This is a genomic window from Helicobacter kayseriensis, from assembly GCF_021300655.1.
Lineage (GTDB): Bacteria > Campylobacterota > Campylobacteria > Campylobacterales > Helicobacteraceae > Helicobacter_G > Helicobacter_G kayseriensis.
Map to the genome: position 1 here is coordinate 129383 of NZ_JAJTNB010000002.1, position 15927 is coordinate 145309.

Annotated in this window: 17 protein-coding genes; 14 read left to right on the forward strand and 3 right to left on the reverse strand. The window is 37.2% G+C overall.

The window, feature by feature from the left end:
• The first annotated feature begins 7 nt into the window (after positions 1-7).
• The gene (locus tag LW137_RS02685) at positions 8-1483 is read left to right on the forward strand and encodes a DUF6056 family protein (protein ID WP_233032932.1); all 1476 of its coding nucleotides are present in this window, start codon (positions 8-10) and stop codon (positions 1481-1483) included.
• Positions 1484-1633: 150 nt separating this feature from the next.
• Positions 1634-2779 (forward strand): hypothetical protein, encoded by a 1146-nt coding sequence (locus LW137_RS02690; RefSeq protein ID WP_233032934.1) that lies wholly within the window; start codon positions 1634-1636, stop codon positions 2777-2779.
• Positions 2780-2801: 22 nt separating this feature from the next.
• Here LW137_RS02690 and LW137_RS02695 read toward each other — a convergent pair whose 3' ends face one another.
• Genes LW137_RS02695 through murJ form a run of 3 tightly spaced genes read right to left on the reverse strand, consistent with a single transcriptional unit; the run spans position 2802 to position 6059 of the window.
• Positions 2802-3176: a group III truncated hemoglobin gene (locus LW137_RS02695; protein ID WP_233032936.1), complete on the reverse strand. Its 375-nt coding sequence runs from the start codon at positions 3174-3176 to the stop codon at positions 2802-2804.
• A 43-nt stretch (positions 3177-3219) separates the two neighbouring features.
• A complete protein-coding gene (gene cysS, locus LW137_RS02700; protein WP_233032938.1) occupies positions 3220-4626 on the reverse strand; it encodes a cysteine--tRNA ligase in 1407 nt (468 codons plus the stop codon).
• Positions 4623-6059: a murein biosynthesis integral membrane protein MurJ gene (murJ, locus tag LW137_RS02705; protein WP_233032940.1), complete on the reverse strand. Its 1437-nt coding sequence runs from the start codon at positions 6057-6059 to the stop codon at positions 4623-4625. The genes cysS and murJ overlap by 4 nt, the downstream gene beginning before the upstream one ends.
• A gap of 101 nt (positions 6060-6160) precedes the next feature.
• Here murJ and LW137_RS02710 point away from each other — a divergent pair, with 101 nt between their 5' ends.
• The 12 genes from LW137_RS02710 to LW137_RS02765 are packed head-to-tail and all read left to right on the forward strand — an operon-like array spanning position 6161 to position 15814.
• Entirely contained in the window at positions 6161-6796 is a 636-nt protein-coding gene (locus LW137_RS02710; RefSeq protein WP_233032942.1) for a DUF969 domain-containing protein, read from the forward strand.
• Positions 6796-7698 carry a DUF979 domain-containing protein gene (locus tag LW137_RS02715; RefSeq protein ID WP_233032944.1) on the forward strand — a complete coding sequence of 301 codons (903 nt, stop codon included), beginning with the start codon at positions 6796-6798 and terminating at the stop codon, positions 7696-7698. The genes LW137_RS02710 and LW137_RS02715 overlap by 1 nt, the downstream gene beginning before the upstream one ends.
• Before the next feature lie 11 nt (positions 7699-7709).
• On the forward strand, positions 7710-8351 hold the full coding sequence (pcp, locus tag LW137_RS02720; RefSeq protein WP_233032946.1) for a pyroglutamyl-peptidase I: 642 nt from the start codon (positions 7710-7712) through the stop codon (positions 8349-8351).
• Positions 8348-10171 (forward strand): hypothetical protein, encoded by a 1824-nt coding sequence (locus LW137_RS02725; RefSeq protein WP_233032948.1) that lies wholly within the window; start codon positions 8348-8350, stop codon positions 10169-10171. The genes pcp and LW137_RS02725 overlap by 4 nt, the downstream gene beginning before the upstream one ends.
• Positions 10168-10737, forward strand: a complete 570-nt coding sequence (gene ruvA / locus LW137_RS02730) for a Holliday junction branch migration protein RuvA (RefSeq protein ID WP_233032950.1) — start codon at positions 10168-10170, stop codon at positions 10735-10737. Before LW137_RS02725 ends, ruvA begins: the two co-directional genes overlap by 4 nt.
• A gap of 49 nt (positions 10738-10786) precedes the next feature.
• Complete coding sequence (gene rpmE, locus LW137_RS02735) at positions 10787-10990, forward strand: 50S ribosomal protein L31 (protein ID WP_233032952.1); 204 nt, start codon at positions 10787-10789, stop codon at positions 10988-10990.
• Between the two features lie 3 nt (positions 10991-10993).
• Positions 10994-11827 carry a 16S rRNA (cytidine(1402)-2'-O)-methyltransferase gene (gene rsmI, locus LW137_RS02740; RefSeq protein WP_233032954.1) on the forward strand — a complete coding sequence of 278 codons (834 nt, stop codon included), beginning with the start codon at positions 10994-10996 and terminating at the stop codon, positions 11825-11827.
• Complete coding sequence (locus tag LW137_RS02745) at positions 11824-12507, forward strand: TrmH family RNA methyltransferase (protein ID WP_233032956.1); 684 nt, start codon at positions 11824-11826, stop codon at positions 12505-12507. The genes rsmI and LW137_RS02745 overlap by 4 nt, the downstream gene beginning before the upstream one ends.
• Positions 12504-13379, forward strand: a complete 876-nt coding sequence (locus LW137_RS02750) for a hypothetical protein (RefSeq protein WP_233032958.1) — start codon at positions 12504-12506, stop codon at positions 13377-13379. The genes LW137_RS02745 and LW137_RS02750 overlap by 4 nt, the downstream gene beginning before the upstream one ends.
• Positions 13373-14221: a hypothetical protein gene (locus tag LW137_RS02755; protein WP_233032960.1), complete on the forward strand. Its 849-nt coding sequence runs from the start codon at positions 13373-13375 to the stop codon at positions 14219-14221. The genes LW137_RS02750 and LW137_RS02755 overlap by 7 nt, the downstream gene beginning before the upstream one ends.
• Positions 14218-15495 (forward strand): homoserine dehydrogenase, encoded by a 1278-nt coding sequence (locus tag LW137_RS02760; protein WP_233033158.1) that lies wholly within the window; start codon positions 14218-14220, stop codon positions 15493-15495. The genes LW137_RS02755 and LW137_RS02760 overlap by 4 nt, the downstream gene beginning before the upstream one ends.
• Complete coding sequence (locus LW137_RS02765) at positions 15488-15814, forward strand: YraN family protein (RefSeq protein WP_233032962.1); 327 nt, start codon at positions 15488-15490, stop codon at positions 15812-15814. The genes LW137_RS02760 and LW137_RS02765 overlap by 8 nt, the downstream gene beginning before the upstream one ends.
• The last annotated feature ends 113 nt before the right edge of the window (positions 15815-15927 follow it).

A 15927-nucleotide genomic window follows, 5' to 3' on the forward strand; every position in this document is an offset into this window, starting at 1 on the left:
CAAGGGTATGTTGTATTTTGATAGAAAAGTCGTTTTGTTGTTTATCTCTGTTTTGGTGGGTTTTATTTGTTTTAATTTGATTTTCCCTCCCCAAACGGATGATATTGTATTTCATATTGAGACATTGGTTTATCCTGATCGTTCTTTTTTGCAACCTTATTTTGAAACAAATGGAAAGTTCGGAGAGCAAGTGTTGAAATATTTTGCTGCCCGATATATCAATGAACCTTGGCTTGATGTGCTGAATTCTTTGGTGAGCACACTCTTTGTTTTCTGTGTATTTTTGTTTGTTTTTGCTCGATTCCCAAAAGATAAGCTTGATTATCTATCTTTTGCACTTTTTTGCACAATGATTTTGAGTGTGAATTTTGCAGGCACTTTCCTTTGGGTGGCTGGAAATTTGAATTATATTTGGGGTCTTGGTTTGATTTTGCTCTTTTTGATTCCTTATCGATTCTTTTGGAGTGATAGAAGTTGGGGAGAACCTAAGGGGTGGGTCTTTTGTCTTTATCCTCTTTTCTTTGTGCTAGCAATTCTTGCTGGATGGTCAAGTGAAAATATTGGAGCAACGCTATGTTTATTGTCTATGCTTTCCTTGATTATTGCTCGATACAAAAAGCTAAAACTCCCCTCTTGGTATTATGTTGGCATATTGGGCTTTTGGTGTGGATGGATGATTTTGTTTTTCTCTCCTGGAAGTGCAATTAGGGGAGAGGGATTGAATGTTGTGAAAGACTTGCCATTTTTGGAAAAAAACTTCATAACCGTTGGAGAATTTTTTAGAGCTTCGTTTTGGGATCAACTGATGAGAATTAACCAAACGCTCAATGCCGGATGTAGGAAAAGTTTTGGTTTTTTCTTATTGGTTTTGATTTGGTTTTTCTTGTGGAAAAAAGGCTTTGAGAGAAAAAAGATTTTGATCTATGGGATTTTTTCTTCAATTGTTTTGATTGTTGCTTATTTTTTGCTTAAACAAAGTTTTGCGATTGCTTTGTATGTGGTGACTTTTGTGTTGATTGCTGAGTTGATAAAAATATCTAAGCATTATGTTTTGTTTTTGTGTTTGTTTGTGATTTGGGTTTTTATTGTTTTAACTCTTGTTCAATTTCACGGACAAGTAGGTTTGAGGGCGCGATTGGGAGAAGGGTTAATACTGGCCACAATGATTATTTTGATGTTTCAAGAAGCTTATAGGGCATCACAAAAATTGCAAACTTTTTTGACAAAAACCGTATGGGTTGCATTATGTGGAGCAGTGATGGTCAATCTTGTAAATTGGGGATATTATGCCTATCAATGGAAGCTTGTAAATTTGGAGATCGAAGAGCAAAAGAAGCAGGGCAATATGCATATTGTGATCGATAAAAAAAGATTCTATTCTTTTCTTGATAAGGATTTTGGAGAAATGGGAGAAGATAGTACTGATTTGACTAACCAACGATATGCTCAATACTTTGGTGTTGAAAGCTTTTCTGTGAAATAAATCCAATGAGATAGGCGCTGGGGACAAGTGAGGAGAAGCTTAGCTGGCAAACAAGGGAACTTTATAGAAGATAAATACCCAAACAAAGGAGAGTAATGAATCAATATTTAAAATTTTATTCAAATTATGAGAAAAAACTATGGATCATCTATGCTTGTCTTTTTATGTGGATATCGTATCGATGTTTTTGGTTTGCGTTGGATAGTAGTTTGGATATGCAGTGGTATCCGACAATGCAGTTCTGGGGGGGGGGGGCACTTTGAGCAAGCACTAAATCCATATAGTGCAAGCTTATCGGGCGATAACTTTATGGCTAATATTCCCAATTATATGCCATTGCTTTATATTGTGATGTATCCTATTGGCTTACTTGAGTGGGAAGATGCAAAAATTGTTTTTGCTTTTTTAAATTATTTTTTCTTCTTGGCGACAGTTTTTCTTTTTCTGACCAAAAGTGGAGTGGAGCGGGGGATTGTTTTTGTTTTTTCGACTCTGGTGATTTTGGGCTTTACATATGGGAATGTTGTTTCTAATGCACAAACGACTATTTTTATGGGATTTTGTGCAGTGATCGCCTACTGCTATAGAAAAAACTCGACAATTCTAACCATCGCACTGACATTTTTGCTGATCAAGCATTCTGTGGGAGTGCCTATTGTCTTTGGTTTTTTCCTTGCTGGGTTTAGAAAAGAGAGCATTTTGTCGGGCATTTTGATGTTATTGATTATCAGTGTTACCGCTTTAGTCTTTGGAGTTACTCCTGTTGAGTTCTTGCAATCAATGCTTCAGGTTAATTCTCAAACATACACATCTCAAGGATCTTTGGGTGGCCCAGGAGATCTCATAAGTCTTTCTCAAAAACTTTTTCATACACCTTATTCCCCTATTGGCTTACTAAGTCTTTGCTTGTATCTTTTCTTTGCACTCATTGTGTATCTAAAAAAACCACACACCTCTCAAATCATTGCTACATCGATTGTTTTGTCTTTGGTTTCCTTGCCACATTTGGGATATGACTATTATTTGTTATTTATTGCTCTTGTGTTGGCTTTTAAAAATATGAGAGTGACTTATCTTCACTTATATGTTGTTTGTTTTACGCTATTTTTGTGGAGATGTAGTTTTTTGAAGCCTTGGATTGATGCGATCAATTTAACACTTTTCCCAAATTGGGGGAAAACCCATTGGGCGATGGATATGGGTATTCCCTTTTGCGTGTTTGTCGTGATGAACTTATTTTTAATGGGCTATGTTTTCTTAAATGCAAAATCATCTGCATCTAAGCAACCTTTTTGAGATGAGAAGGTTGCTTGAAGTTTTATCTATAAAGCACGCTTTGGAATCTCTGAGCGATCATTTGGGCTCTTTGTAAGAAGACCTGCACAAGATTGCTTTCAAAAACAAGATTTAAACTCTCCTCAAAAAGAGCAAGCCATAGGGCAAAAAATTCTTGAGGGAATGGAGGAAGCTCAATGTGTGCTTTAAGTGGATGTCCACTATAATCCCCACTCCCTAGGATCATTCCCTCCCAAAAACTTGCAATCTTTGCTTTATGGTGTTTCCACTCCTCATCGCTTGTTCCGATTGTTTGATTGAATAGATCTCCTAGTCCATTTTTGTCATTTCGAATTTTGGTATAGAAGACATCCATGAGCTTGTTGATGCCCTCTGTTGTGACTTCTTGATATTTCATAAAAATCCTTTAAAAAAATATCCGTCCTTATATCACAAGAGGGCTAAATTTTTTCCCAAATCGTCCCCTCAGCAGTATCTAAAAGAGCAATGCCTTGTTTTTCTAACTCGGCACGAATGGAATCTGCAAGAGCGAAGTTTTTGTTTTTTTTGGCTTGGGTTCTTAGAGAGATTTTGGCACAGATTTCATCTTTTTGCTCTTGGGTGATTCCAAGTTGAAAATACTCAATCGCATCCATTCCCCCAATTCCTAAAAGCTTGAAGATATAATCAAGATTGGCTTGGATGGTTGCCTTGATTGCTTTGTCTTTGGGGTGTTGATCTAGAGCTTCATTGCCCTCTTTGATCATATTTTCAATAATTGAGAGAGCAAGCGAGATATTAAGATCATCGCTCAGTGCCTCTAAGAGATGATTTTGAAATTTTAAATCAAGACTACCTGCAGAAATGGAACCAAGCCGTTTTTTGAGACGATAGAGTTTGTCAAGCCTTTTTTTGCTTGAGAGAAGGTCTGCTTCACTAAAATCAAAGTTGGATCTATAATGAGTTCCCAAGAGATAGTTTCTGATGATTTCTCCATGATAGTACTTCAAAATATCTTTAAGAAAAAAGCTATTGCCAAGGCTTTTGCTCATTTTTTCGCCATTGATTGTGACAAATCCATTGTGAAGCCAGTATTTGGCAAGCTCTCTATGCGTGGCGCATCGTGTTTGACAAGCTTCATTTTCATGGTGTGGAAAGAGCAGATCTGCACCTCCTGCGTGAATATCGATCGCATAATCTTGATTTTGGTAGGCAAGATGTTCTTCAATCATTGCTGAGCATTCGATATGCCATCCAGGGCGACCTTTCCCAAAAGGACTCTCATAGCCAACATCTTCAGAGCCTTTATAAGCTTTCCATAGTGCAAAATCTCTTTCGCTCTTTTTTTCTTGCCCTTGGATTCGGGATCGAAGTTCAAGCTCTTCATTGCGATGGCTTAGATTCCCATATAGTTGATCTTTTGAGCTATCAAGATAGATATCCCCATTGCTTGTCTGATATGCGTGATGAGAATCTAAAAGTTTGGCAATCATTTTTTGCATCGCTTCAAGATTTTGTGTTGCTTGAGGTTCGATATCTGCACGCATTACATTGATTGCTTCCATATCTTGAAGGTAGGATTGGGTGTAAGTTTGGGCGATTTCTTCAGGAGTTTTTTGCATTTCTTGAGATTTTTTAATGATTTTGTCATCAATGTCTGTGAAATTTTTGACAAATGTGACTTCATAACCCAACGCAATAAAAAGCCTACGCCATAAATCAAAAGCAATAGAACTGCGCGCATGCCCCAAGTGCGCATCATCATATACAGTTGGACCACAAACATAAATTTTGACTTTTCCTGGTTGGATAGGGGAAAAGGAAAGCTTGCGTTTTTGGGCGCTATCAAAAATCTCAAGTGATTTCATTGAATATATCCTTGTAATAAAAGTTTGATTCCATAAAGTAGGGTTCCCTCAAGAAATAAGAGTGTGAAAAGCAAGAGAATCGCCTTTTTGTGCGTGATTATACAAAAAAAGTTTTTTTTACCTAAAGCGTAGCCATTGAGGGCAAAGAGAATAAACCCTGCGATAGAGCTAGAAAGTGCAAGTCCTAAAACACCAAGGGGTTTGATTAGAATCAATGACAAAACAGTCCCACAAACCAAAGAGATAAGAGAGTATTTTGCAGCTCTGCCTTGGAGTTTGTGAGAATAAAGCCAAAGGGAAAAAATGCGACTTAATCCAAAGGGGAGGAGACCTATGAGATAGAGGGCAAACACTTGTGCAGTGATGTGGGTATCTGAAGCACTAAAAGATCCTCTTTGATATAAAAGCCAAATAATTTCTTGACTAAGCATAATCCCTCCAAGGGTGCAGAGACATAAAGCAAAGCATAAAAACCAAAATGCTTTTTTCATCGCTTGTAGGGCTTGAGTGTTTTGCTGATTTTTGATTGCTTTGGCGACCATTGGGAATAGGGCTGTAGAGATGGCAATAGCAAAGAGAGCAAGTGGAAGTTGAAAGATTCTATTTGCATAATAAAGATAAGAAATGCTTCCAAAACTTAAAAAAGAAGCGATAAATGTTTCAATAAAAGCAATAATTTGTGCCGTTGAACTCCCTAAAAGAGCTGGAAAAAATTGCTTGAAAAACCCTTTGATGTCTGCAATGAAGATCTGATGTTTTTTTCCTTTTTTGATCCAAAAATCTTTGAGATGAAAAAGTGAAAGCCAAAAGAGCTTAAAAAAACCAAAGCGATAAAGGGGATAAAAATGCAAGGAAATTTGAGCAATTCCTCCAATAACAACACCATAACTGAGCATATAGACAATTTGGAGCTTATCCATATCTTTGGCATAAAACAATGCCCCAATCATTGCAAGATTTAAAAGTGCGGTATTGTAAGCATTGACCCAAAAAACATTTTTATATTGCAAAAGTGTGCTCAAAAAGGTCACGATAAAAACAAGCAAAAGATACCAAAAATTGATCGCTACAATGGGCGCTGCTAGCTGGATATTCTCTTGAGGGAATCCATAAGCAAGAAGTTTTGTAAAAAAGGGAGAAAAACACCAAACAATCAAACTTAAAATCAATAAACAAAGTGCAAAAATACCTCCAATGCTTAGAGCAAAGATTCCTTTATAGCGTGCATAGATAAAGGAGGGGAGGAAGCTTTGGGTAAAAGCACCTTCACCAAAGATACGGCGAAAAAGATTAGGAAGCTTAAAGGCGACAAAGAAAATATCGCTATAGATTCCTGCCCCCAAACTAGAAGCCATATAAACATCTCTAAAAAAACCACAAATTCTAGAGCATAAAATCCCGCTACTATTGGAGAAGAAAGCTTTTTTTAGCAATTTTAAATGTCCTTAGGTTAAAATTTTGATGAATTTTAGCCCACATTCTTCTAAATAAGCACAACTAAGCATAAAGGGGAAAAAGGGAGAGAGGATGGTAGATGGAACTTATTGGTGTTGTGATCATTGTTGTTGGTTTTGCCTTGAAGTTTGACACAATTGCGATTGTTTTGTGTGCTGGGATCGCTACGGGGATTGCAACAAAAATGGATCTTTTGGGGATTTTGACTTTCTTAGGTGAGGCATTTGTAGATACTCGATATATGTCTTTGTTTCTCTTGACTCTGGGCGTTATTGGAATCTTGGAAAGAAATGGATTGCGCGAAACCTCAGCGCGCTTGATTGGAGGCATACAACGCGCTACAAGTGGAAAAGTTTTGAGCATTTATGTCTTTGCAAGAATGGTATTTTCTGCTTTGTCTTTGATGGTTCAGGGGCATATTCAATTTGTAAGGCCTCTCATTTATCCTATGGCACGCGGTGCTAGCGAGCTTAAAGAAAAAGAAGAAGAAAAGCTCAAGGGGCTTTGTAATGCCAATGATAATTATGGTAATTTTTTTGGACAGAATCTCTTTATTGCCTCTCCAGGTGTTTTGCTGATTGTGGGGACCTTGCAGGAAGCAGGGATCAGGGTAGATCCTTATTCTATAGCAATGGCTTCGGCTCCTATTGCCTTTTTTGCTTTGTGTTATGCGTTATTGCAAAATTATCTATTTGATCAGAGAGTGAAGCAATGATGCTAGAGCTAATGTATATATTGGCAGGGTTAGTGTGCATCTGTTCAGGTTTTTATGCCTTTTTTGATTCTCAAAACCCTAGACGCATTGGAAATGGAATCTTTTGGAATCTCTTTGGTGGGATTTTAATTTTTGGTCCTCATATACATCCAGCATTTGTGGGAGCGATTTTAATGCTTATGGGGGTTTTGACTGCAAAAAAATTTGTTGGATTTGGAACATTAAAAGAGGCGAGTCAAGAGTATCGCAATCAAAAGAGTCTCTTGATTGGTAAGAAAATTTTTATTCCCGCATTGGCTTTAGGTGTGATTGCTTTTGGAATCGCTCAATTTACACAATTGGGTGGATTGGTCGGATTGGGTATTGCATCAGTGATCGCATTGGGATTGAGTCTTTTTTATACGCGTGAAAAAGTGACATTAGTCCCCTATGAAAGCTCAAGAATTCTTCAGCAGATGGGACCTGCAGTGATTCTTCCTCAACTTCTTGGAACTTTGGGGGCACTGTTTTCTCAATCTGGAGTGGGTAAGACGATTGCAAACTTTATGGGATCGCTTTTCCCACAAGGTCATCCTTTGCTAGGAGTTGCTTTGTATTGCGTATCTATGGCTCTTTTTACGATGGTTATGGGAAATGCATTTGCAGCCTTTGCTGTGATTACTATAGGGATTGGTCTTCCATTTGTGATCGCCTTGGGTGGAGATCCTGTGATTGTGGGAGCTCTTGGATTGAGTGCTGGATATTGTGGGACATTGATGACGCCAATGGCTGCAAATTTCAATATTGTCCCTGCAATGATTTTGGAAATGAAAAATAAAAATGGAGTGATTTTAGAGCAGATTCCCGTAGCTATTGCTTTGCTATTGACGCATATTGGATTGATGTATATTTTGGCATTTTAGGGAGGAGTAGAGTGAGAGTATTATTGGGTGCATTTGATCCTTTTGGAGGAGAGAAGATTAATCCTGCATTGGAGGCCATCAAAGGGGTTTGTGAGCGACTTGGTGAGATTGAGATACGAAAGGTTGAAATCCCTACAGTATTTGTCAAATCCTATCAGGTGCTTTTGGAAGAGGCAAGGGCATATCAGCCTGATGTGATTTTGGTGATTGGGCAGGCTGGAGGGAGATATGAAATCAGTCTTGAGCGTGTAGCGATCAATTTAGATGATGCACGCATTGAGGATAATGAGGGAAATCAGCCTATTGATCAAAGAATCTTTGAGGATGGAGAAAATGCATATTTTAGTAATCTTCCGATTAAAGCAATGCTTAAAGAGATGAGGGGGGCGGGGATTCCAAGTGCGATTTCAAACACAGCAGGAACATTTGTATGCAATCACATTATGTATGCAATGATGCACTATATCTATAAGTTTCAAATTGCCAAGCGAGGTGGTTTTATTCATATCCCTTATTTTCCTAGTCAGGTTGTTGGTAGGGAAAATACTCCATGTATGGATCGCCAAACTGTTGTTAGGGGCATTGAAATTGCGATTGAGGCGATTGGGAAGTATTCCAAAGATATTCAGTGGATTGGAGGGAAAGAGTTTTGAGAGAGGAAAAGAGTGCAGAGAAAATCTTACATATTCAAAAATGTTTTGAAATTGATCATGAAGTACAAAAAGCTTCTATTTTATTCAAGTGTCCTGCAAATGAGGTTTGTTTTGAGGTCCTAAATGTCTTGACTTTTTTGGAGGGGGGGGATGGAGAGAGGCGAGAGCTTTCGCCTCAAGAGTGCGAAGAATTTTTTGCTTCTGGAAGATATGAAAGTGAAATTTGTGGAGTGACTCAGGCTTATGATATTGCTCTTTGGAGAGAGAAGAAAGAGTGGGAGATTGATCTTGAGTTATTGATGCAAAATGCAGTTTTGCTCTTAGTGTGCCAAGAAAATGATTATGAGGTTTTGTTGGGAAATCTAAAAGAAGTGCATCGTCAAATTAATGCAAAGAAAGCGCGATTGGGTGTGATTTTTAAGGAATTTTCTTTGGAGTGTGATGAGGTCGGATTGCGATCTAAATTGGCAAAGATCTATGACGCATTCGGAGGGATGAAAAAAATCCTTTTAGAAAAAAGTGAATTTTATTGTCCTGCTTTTGATTCTTATTTTTTCTTTACTCTTGAGAAAGAATGGGAGCTTAAAAATGGAAAAATTTTAGAAAATTCTTCATATGCTGTGAGGAGTGGAGAAGAGGTTGGAAAACTAATTGTGGGGAATCGCGGAAATGATGGGCGTGATTTGCTTGGAGAGTATCAGCGTGTCACAAAGAAAGAAATGGGTTCTGATGAGTTTGGGGGATTGCCAGAAGATTTTTCTCATGAGGAATTTGAGGGAAGAGTGGTTTATCGGGCACTCAAAGATGGATTTGTAGGAATCAATGGAAGTGGATTGATTTTGGTAAAAGATGTGAGTTTTGAAGAGATTAATCATCGCAATATTGGCAATTTGCTTGGAGGAGTGGAAAAGGACTTTGAAATTGAAGTCAAGGCTTCTTCTCCTGAGCGTGATGCGATTGGGGCGGGTATTGTCTTGGAATCTAAAAAAATTAAAGTCAATGGGGGAGTTGATCAAGGTGTTGTGCTAAGAGCCAAAGAATGCAAGATTGAAGGTCTGACACATCAAGGAGCAGAAATTTATGCAGATCAAGTAGAAATTTCTACACACAAAGGGAAGCTTCAGGCCAATCAAGCAGTGATTAGATTGTGTGAGGGGGGAGTAGTGGATTGTGAAAGTGGAACGATTGAAGAGCTTGTGGGGAGTGAAATTTCATGCAAAAATGCACAGATTCAGAATTTAAGAGCTAATAATAAAATTTCATTTTGTCAAACATTAGAGATTGATTCTGCGATGGGGGGGAATAATTCTTTTAGAATCGACAGCTCTGCCTTTTATGAGTATCGAGATAAGGTGAATGCGATTCAGCAAAGATACCAAAAACACCTTGCCTTTATTGAAGAAGCCTTAAAAATTTATCGTCAAGAGCTTAACAAGGTATCTAAGATGAAGTCAGCTGTTGTGCGATTTAAAAATATCTTTTTGAAAAATGTCAAACAGGGTGTATCTACACAACAATATATTATTGATACGATCAAGCAATATACGCAAATGTGTGAAAAACTTCAATTGATCAAAGAAAAAATCCAAGCCCATCAAAAAAAATCTGAGGAGATTAAGCAAGAACTTGCGCCTATTGCTCATTTGTGTGTTCAGGCAAAATTAATTTGTAAGAGTGCTTGGGTTGATCAAAATCAAGTTGAATATTTTGATGTTTATCAGAATCATAAAGAATGCTTGATGATTGAAAATGGAGAAGAAGTCAATATTATGATTGATTCTGTGCATCATCAATTGATGAAAGAGAGGGTTGCAAGATGATTGTTGGGCTTAAGGGAGAGATTGAGCGTATTGATCCTCATTTGCTTGTTGTGGATGTGCATGGGGTGCTTTATGGTGTTCAAGTATCGCTTATGTGTGCAATGAAGATGAAAGTGGGTGATAGGGTTCAACTTTTGGTGACAGAGATTGTGCGTGAAGATGCATATTTGCTGTTTGGATTTTTAGAAAAGCTAGAGCAAGAAATTTTTGAGAGATTGATCAAGATTAATGGAGTGGGGCCAAAAGTAGCCTTAGCGATCCTTTCTACTTTTTCCCCTACAGATTTTGCAAATATTGTGGAGTCAAAAAATATTCAAGCATTGCAAAAAGTGCCAGGAATTGGAGCTAAGGGGGCTAGCAAGATTATGGTAGATTTGGCTGGATTTTTTGATTTTTCAATCCAAAATAAACAAGGCAAGGAGTCTCAAGCTTATATTCAGGCATCACAGGCATTGGAGAATTTAGGATTTAAAAAGAGTGAAATTGATCACGTTTTGAAAAAGATTGTTGCTACAGATACGCCATCAATCATTAAAGAAGCATTGAAATTATTTCAAAAAAAATAAAGTTTTTAGATAGAATCTGCAGTTTTTAAATCATTGAAATGGAGTAACTATGAAAAAGGGTATTCATCCAGAGTATGTCCCATGCAAAGTAACTTGTGTTACAAGTGGAAAAACAATTGAAGTGATGAGCAATAAAAGCGAGCTTCGTGTTGATATTTCAAGTTTTTGCCATCCCTTCTATACAGGAAGTGACAAAATTGCTGATGCAACAGGGCGTGTAGAAAAATTCCGTCAAAAATACAATATGAAGTAATTCGTGCTCTATTTATTGCCTACTCCTCTTGGCAATTTGGCCGATGTAACGCTTCGCACTCTGCAAGCTTTGCAGGAATGTGATGTATTGCTGTGTGAAGATACACGAGTAGCACAAAAACTTCTTCTCCTTCTTGAGCAAAAAGGAAAGCTTCTCAAAAAGAAAAGAGAATTTTTCTCTTTTCATTCACATAATCAAGTTTCATTCTTAGAAAACATTTCTCCTGATTTTTTTGAATCTTGTGTTGGATTTATGAGTGATGCAGGGATGCCTTGTGTAAGTGATCCAGGATCTATTTTGATTGGGTATGCTAAGCATCATAAAATCCCCTTTGAGATTCTTCCTGCAGGGAGTGCAGCGACATTGGCTCATGCTTATAGTGGTTTGGGAGATTCGGGATTTGTATTTGATGGTTTTTTACCTCACAAGAGTAATGATAGGCAGAAAAGATTGGTATTTTGGAAAGATGTTTTAAACTCTCAAGATTTGGCATTGATTGTTTATGAATCTCCGCATCGGCTTTTGGATAGTTTGATGGATCTTCAAAAGATTGATCAGAACTGTCATGTTTTTGTAATTAAGGAAATGACTAAAAAATTTCAAGCAAGTTTTGAGGGAAATGTTGTAGAGGTTTTGCAAGGAATAGGGGAGACAAAAATTTTGGGCGAGTGGGTTTTGGTATTGAAATTTTCAAAACAAGAGAAGGAATATAAGCTTGGGGTGTTGGAGGTTATGCATTCAGATATCCCCCCCAAAATTAAAGCAAAACTGTTATCACAAATCACAGGAGAGAGTATAAAAGAGTGGTATCACAGAATCATTAAGGAAGGAAAATGATTGTTTATGGAAAGCAAATTGTTTTGCATCTTCTGAATCGGTCTCCTCAACGCATTCGGGAGGTTTTTTTGGCCAAAGAAATTGATGCAAAGCTTTTTAGACAAATTGCGAGATTGAATATTCCCATTGTGCGATTGGATTCTAAAAAGGCTCAAGCAATGGCTAGAGGAGGGAATCATCAAGGTTTTCTTATTCGCATTGAACTGTTAGAACCAACCCCTTGGAAAAGTATGCTTGAGTTGTCTTCTCTTTTGGTTTTGTGTGGTGTGAGTGATGTGGGAAATATTGCATCTCTTGCAAGAAGTGCTTATGCCTTGGGGGTGGGGGGAATGATTTTAGATTCTATCTCTCCAAAAGCTTTGGAAACAATTGTGCGTTTAAGCAGTGGAGCGATGCTTGAGCTTCCTTTTTACTATTCTTCTTCTTTATTAGATGAGATTCATCAAATCAAGCAAGCTAGTTTTGAGTGTTATGGTGCTGATATGAAAGGTGAGGAAATTAATTCTTTTCATTCTTGTTGTAAATGGGCTTTGTTTTTGGGAAGTGAGGGAAGCGGGCTTAGTCAGAAAATCATCCAAAAAATGGATAAAATGGTTTCTATTCGTATGCGAAACAGTTTTGATTCTTTAAATGTGGGTGTAGCTGGAGGGATTTTAATGCATAGGTTGGTAAAAGAATGAGTGAAGAGTTGTTTAACCATCAAGATTTTGAAACTTTAAAATCAATCGGAGTTGAAAAAATTAAAAGAGACACTAAGATTGATGCTTCAAGGATTTTGGATATTTTAGAGAGGCGTTTTGAAAAATTTGATTATATTCGCGCCAAAGGCTTTATTCATATTCTTGAGAAAGAATACCGCTTAGATCTTTCAAGCTGGCTTGAAGAATATCGTCTTGTTCATTTGAGCTGTCAGAGTGATACCTGTGAAGATCAAGCAGAAGAAGAATATCACAAAAAGATTCGACGTAAAAAGATGGTTTTTATTGGAGGATTGGTTGTTTTCTTGTTTGTTGCCTTATTGCTTTTGGCAAAATTATTAAAAAGCGATGAAAGGATTGATACACAATCAAGCACAATTGAAAAGCAAACTAGGTCTCAAGAAGAGGATTTTGTTGCAGAAAATAATGAAGATATTCAACCCCCTCATGAGGAAAATGTAGTTGAAAAAAATAAGGGGTTGGGAGAGGAAGATGGGCAGAGCCAAGTGGTGATCAATAAGTCACTCAATGAGCTTGGAACACCTATATTTGGAGAGATTAAAATTTCTTCTGGCGAGATTCTCTCACTTGTATTTGAGCGTCCTATTTGGGTGGGCGTAGTTGATTTGCAATCCAAAAAACGCTCTGCTCAGATTCAAAAAACGTTTGAAATTCCTCTTGATCGAGAACGATTAATTTATTCTGCTTATGGGAGTTTTAAACTATCGGTTGGCTCTAATGAAATGCGTTTTAATACCTATAAGCCTATTTTTTTGATTTACACTCCAAGCGGAGGAATTAGACAGATTTCTAAAGAAGAATATCTCTTTGCCAATGGTGGAGTAGAATGGTAAAAAAAATTTTTTTATTGATGATAAGCTTCTTGATCCTTAGTGCTGATCAGATTGATGATGTTGTTATAAACATTATGGGAGAAGATGCTTATCAAGTCAATCAAAATTTTGTCAATCGTCTTTTTGCAGACAAAAAGAAATTTTTTCTTGATGAAGATCAGAAAAAAATTGATTATTACAAAATCACCAAAGTCTTAAAAGACAACGGTTTGCTTTATCTTGGATTCCAAGAACCAAAAGAAGTCAATCTTGGATTTAAAGCCAAAACAAAGCCTGTTTTTCTTATGCGAACTATCAATGGTGTGCTTTCTTCAATCGGATATTCCTACTTTACTGTATCAAAGGCAAAGTATACTCAAGATAATGTTTTTCTTACTTTCTCTTTAGTTAGCGAGCATGGCGTAGCTCCAGAGATTATTTTGTCTGAGTTAAAAAAGAGAGGGATTCTGGTTTCAAGGGTTGCAAGGAAAAACCAAACAGATTGGCTTTATGAGCTTCAGATCCTTGACCCCTCTGTTGCAAGCGCAATTGCTTTAAAAGACAATGATCGTTTGGAGCTAAAAAATATTTCTGGAGAATATTGGTTTAGCGTTCAGAGTGCAGGTATTATGAGTATCTTAAAAAAGAATTCTAAAATTGGCTGGAGTCCACGAATTGTTCTTTATGATCGCGATTTGCAAATTTTGGAAATTATGACTCAAAAGGATTTTGCAGTCAGTGCAGAAATCAATATAACAGATCAAACTGCTTTTGTGATGGTGACAGATCTTAATAATCCTTCTCGCCTCAAGAGTGGTATTACTGTAACTTTTTTTAGTTTTGATCAAATAAAGAGTGAATAATGGAGCGTATTGGAATTGGAATAGTTGGACTTGGGACAGTAGGGGGGAGTGTTGCAAAAATTATAGAAGAGCATGGAAAAAGATTAGCCCAAAGGGCTGGAGTTGAGCTTTATGTTAAGCGTGCTGTTGTAAGGAATCCTAGTAAATATCATCATTTTTCTTTTCCGATAAGTTGTGATGTTGAGGATCTTTTAAAAGATGATGATGTTGAGATTGTTGTTGAGTTAATGGGGGGTGTTGAAACACCCTTTGAGATTGCCAAAAAAGTTTTTAAATGCAAAAAAGCCCTAGTCACGGCCAATAAAGCGATGCTTGCCTATCACGCCCAAGATCTTATTGAGCTATCCAAAGGACTCCCTTTTGGGTTTGAGGCAAGTGTATGTGGAGGAGTTCCAATTATTGAAATTTTAAGAGATAGTTTGGTGGCCAATGATTTTGGGGGCTTTGAGGGGATTTTTAATGGCACGAGCAATTTTGTTTTGTCTAAGATGCTTGAGGATAGATGCGATTTTTCTCAAGCATTACATAAAGCACAAGAGCTTGGTTATGCAGAAGCAGATCCTAGTCTTGACATTAATGGTGGGGATGCTGGTCATAAGCTTTTGATTCTTGCAAAACTTGCTTATGGAGTTTGTGTAAAGCCTGAAGAGATTCTAGTTGAGGGAATCGAGCAAATTGGCTTAGAGGATATGTGTTTTGCCGATGAACTTGGTTATGCAATCAAGCTTGTGGGAATTGCCAAAAAGGATGGAGAGGTTTTGGATCTTAGATTACATCCCGCTCTTTTGCATAAAGATAATGATTTATCCAATGTGAATGGGGTAAAAAATGCAATTAGCTTGCATGGCGATTGCGTGAAGGATTTGTTTGTAAGTGGTTTTGGAGCTGGAGGAGAAGTAACAGCAAGTGCTGTTATTGCCGACATCGTTCATATTGCGCGTTTGAGGAATGCCTCTCCTTATCCTTGTCCACCATTTGGATTTTTTGAATATCAAAATTTATTGAAAATAAAACCATTGGAAGAAATACAAAGTGCCTATTATTTGCGTTTTATCGTGAGAGATGAATATGGTGTTTTGGCAAATATTACTTCAAGTTTGGCCCATTTTGGAATTTCTGTAAAACAGATTTTGCAAAAAAGTTCTCATTCTGAAGCGACTATTATTCTTATCACACATTGTGTGCAGGAAAAAAACATTACTCTTGCACTTCAAGAAATCCAAAAGATGGACTGGATCCTCACATCTCCTTGCAAGATTCGCATCAATGAGTAGAAAAAAGGGAGAAATTTATGAAAAAAGAGCTTGTGAATTTTTGATTTCAAAAGGTTTTGAAATTATTGAATGTAATTTTTATTCACGCTTTGGAGAGATTGACATCATTGCAAAGAATCAGGGAGTCTTACATTTTGTGGAAGTAAAAGGGGGGAAAAATTTCAACCCAATTTATGCAATTACATCTTTAAAAATCCAAAAAATTATTCAGACAGCCAAGTATTATCTTCTACTTCATCATTTAGAAATGCCTTTTTGTATTGATGGAATCAGTATTTGTGGAGAGGACATTGAGTGGATTGAGAATATTACATTGTAGTGTGGGGGTTTGAAATTTTATAGTTATCTTGGCGATCAGTATTGAAGCAAAATAGGGGTGAGAAAGTGTATTGAGCGATTGGGAAAACCTCATAGTCTCCATCGATTCAGTTA

Excerpts from the sequence above, each read along its gene's own strand:
- LW137_RS02685 (WP_233032932.1), top strand. The coding sequence starts at position 8 with ATGTTGTATTTTGATAGAAAAGTCGTTTTGTTGTTTATCTCTGTTTTG.
- LW137_RS02690 (WP_233032934.1), top strand. The coding sequence starts at position 1,634 with ATGCTTGTCTTTTTATGTGGATATCGTATCGATGTTTTTGGTTTGCGT.
- LW137_RS02695 (WP_233032936.1), bottom strand. The coding sequence starts at position 3,176 with ATGAAATATCAAGAAGTCACAACAGAGGGCATCAACAAGCTCATGGAT.
- cysS (WP_233032938.1), bottom strand. The coding sequence starts at position 4,626 with ATGAAATCACTTGAGATTTTTGATAGCGCCCAAAAACGCAAGCTTTCC.
- LW137_RS02710 (WP_233032942.1), top strand. The coding sequence starts at position 6,161 with ATGGAACTTATTGGTGTTGTGATCATTGTTGTTGGTTTTGCCTTGAAG.
- LW137_RS02715 (WP_233032944.1), top strand. The coding sequence starts at position 6,796 with ATGCTAGAGCTAATGTATATATTGGCAGGGTTAGTGTGCATCTGTTCA.
- ruvA (WP_233032950.1), top strand. The coding sequence starts at position 10,168 with ATGATTGTTGGGCTTAAGGGAGAGATTGAGCGTATTGATCCTCATTTG.
- rpmE (WP_233032952.1), top strand. The coding sequence starts at position 10,787 with ATGAAAAAGGGTATTCATCCAGAGTATGTCCCATGCAAAGTAACTTGT.
- LW137_RS02745 (WP_233032956.1), top strand. The coding sequence starts at position 11,824 with ATGATTGTTTATGGAAAGCAAATTGTTTTGCATCTTCTGAATCGGTCT.
- LW137_RS02750 (WP_233032958.1), top strand. The coding sequence starts at position 12,504 with ATGAGTGAAGAGTTGTTTAACCATCAAGATTTTGAAACTTTAAAATCA.
- LW137_RS02755 (WP_233032960.1), top strand. The coding sequence starts at position 13,373 with ATGGTAAAAAAAATTTTTTTATTGATGATAAGCTTCTTGATCCTTAGT.
- LW137_RS02765 (WP_233032962.1), top strand. The coding sequence starts at position 15,488 with ATGAGTAGAAAAAAGGGAGAAATTTATGAAAAAAGAGCTTGTGAATTT.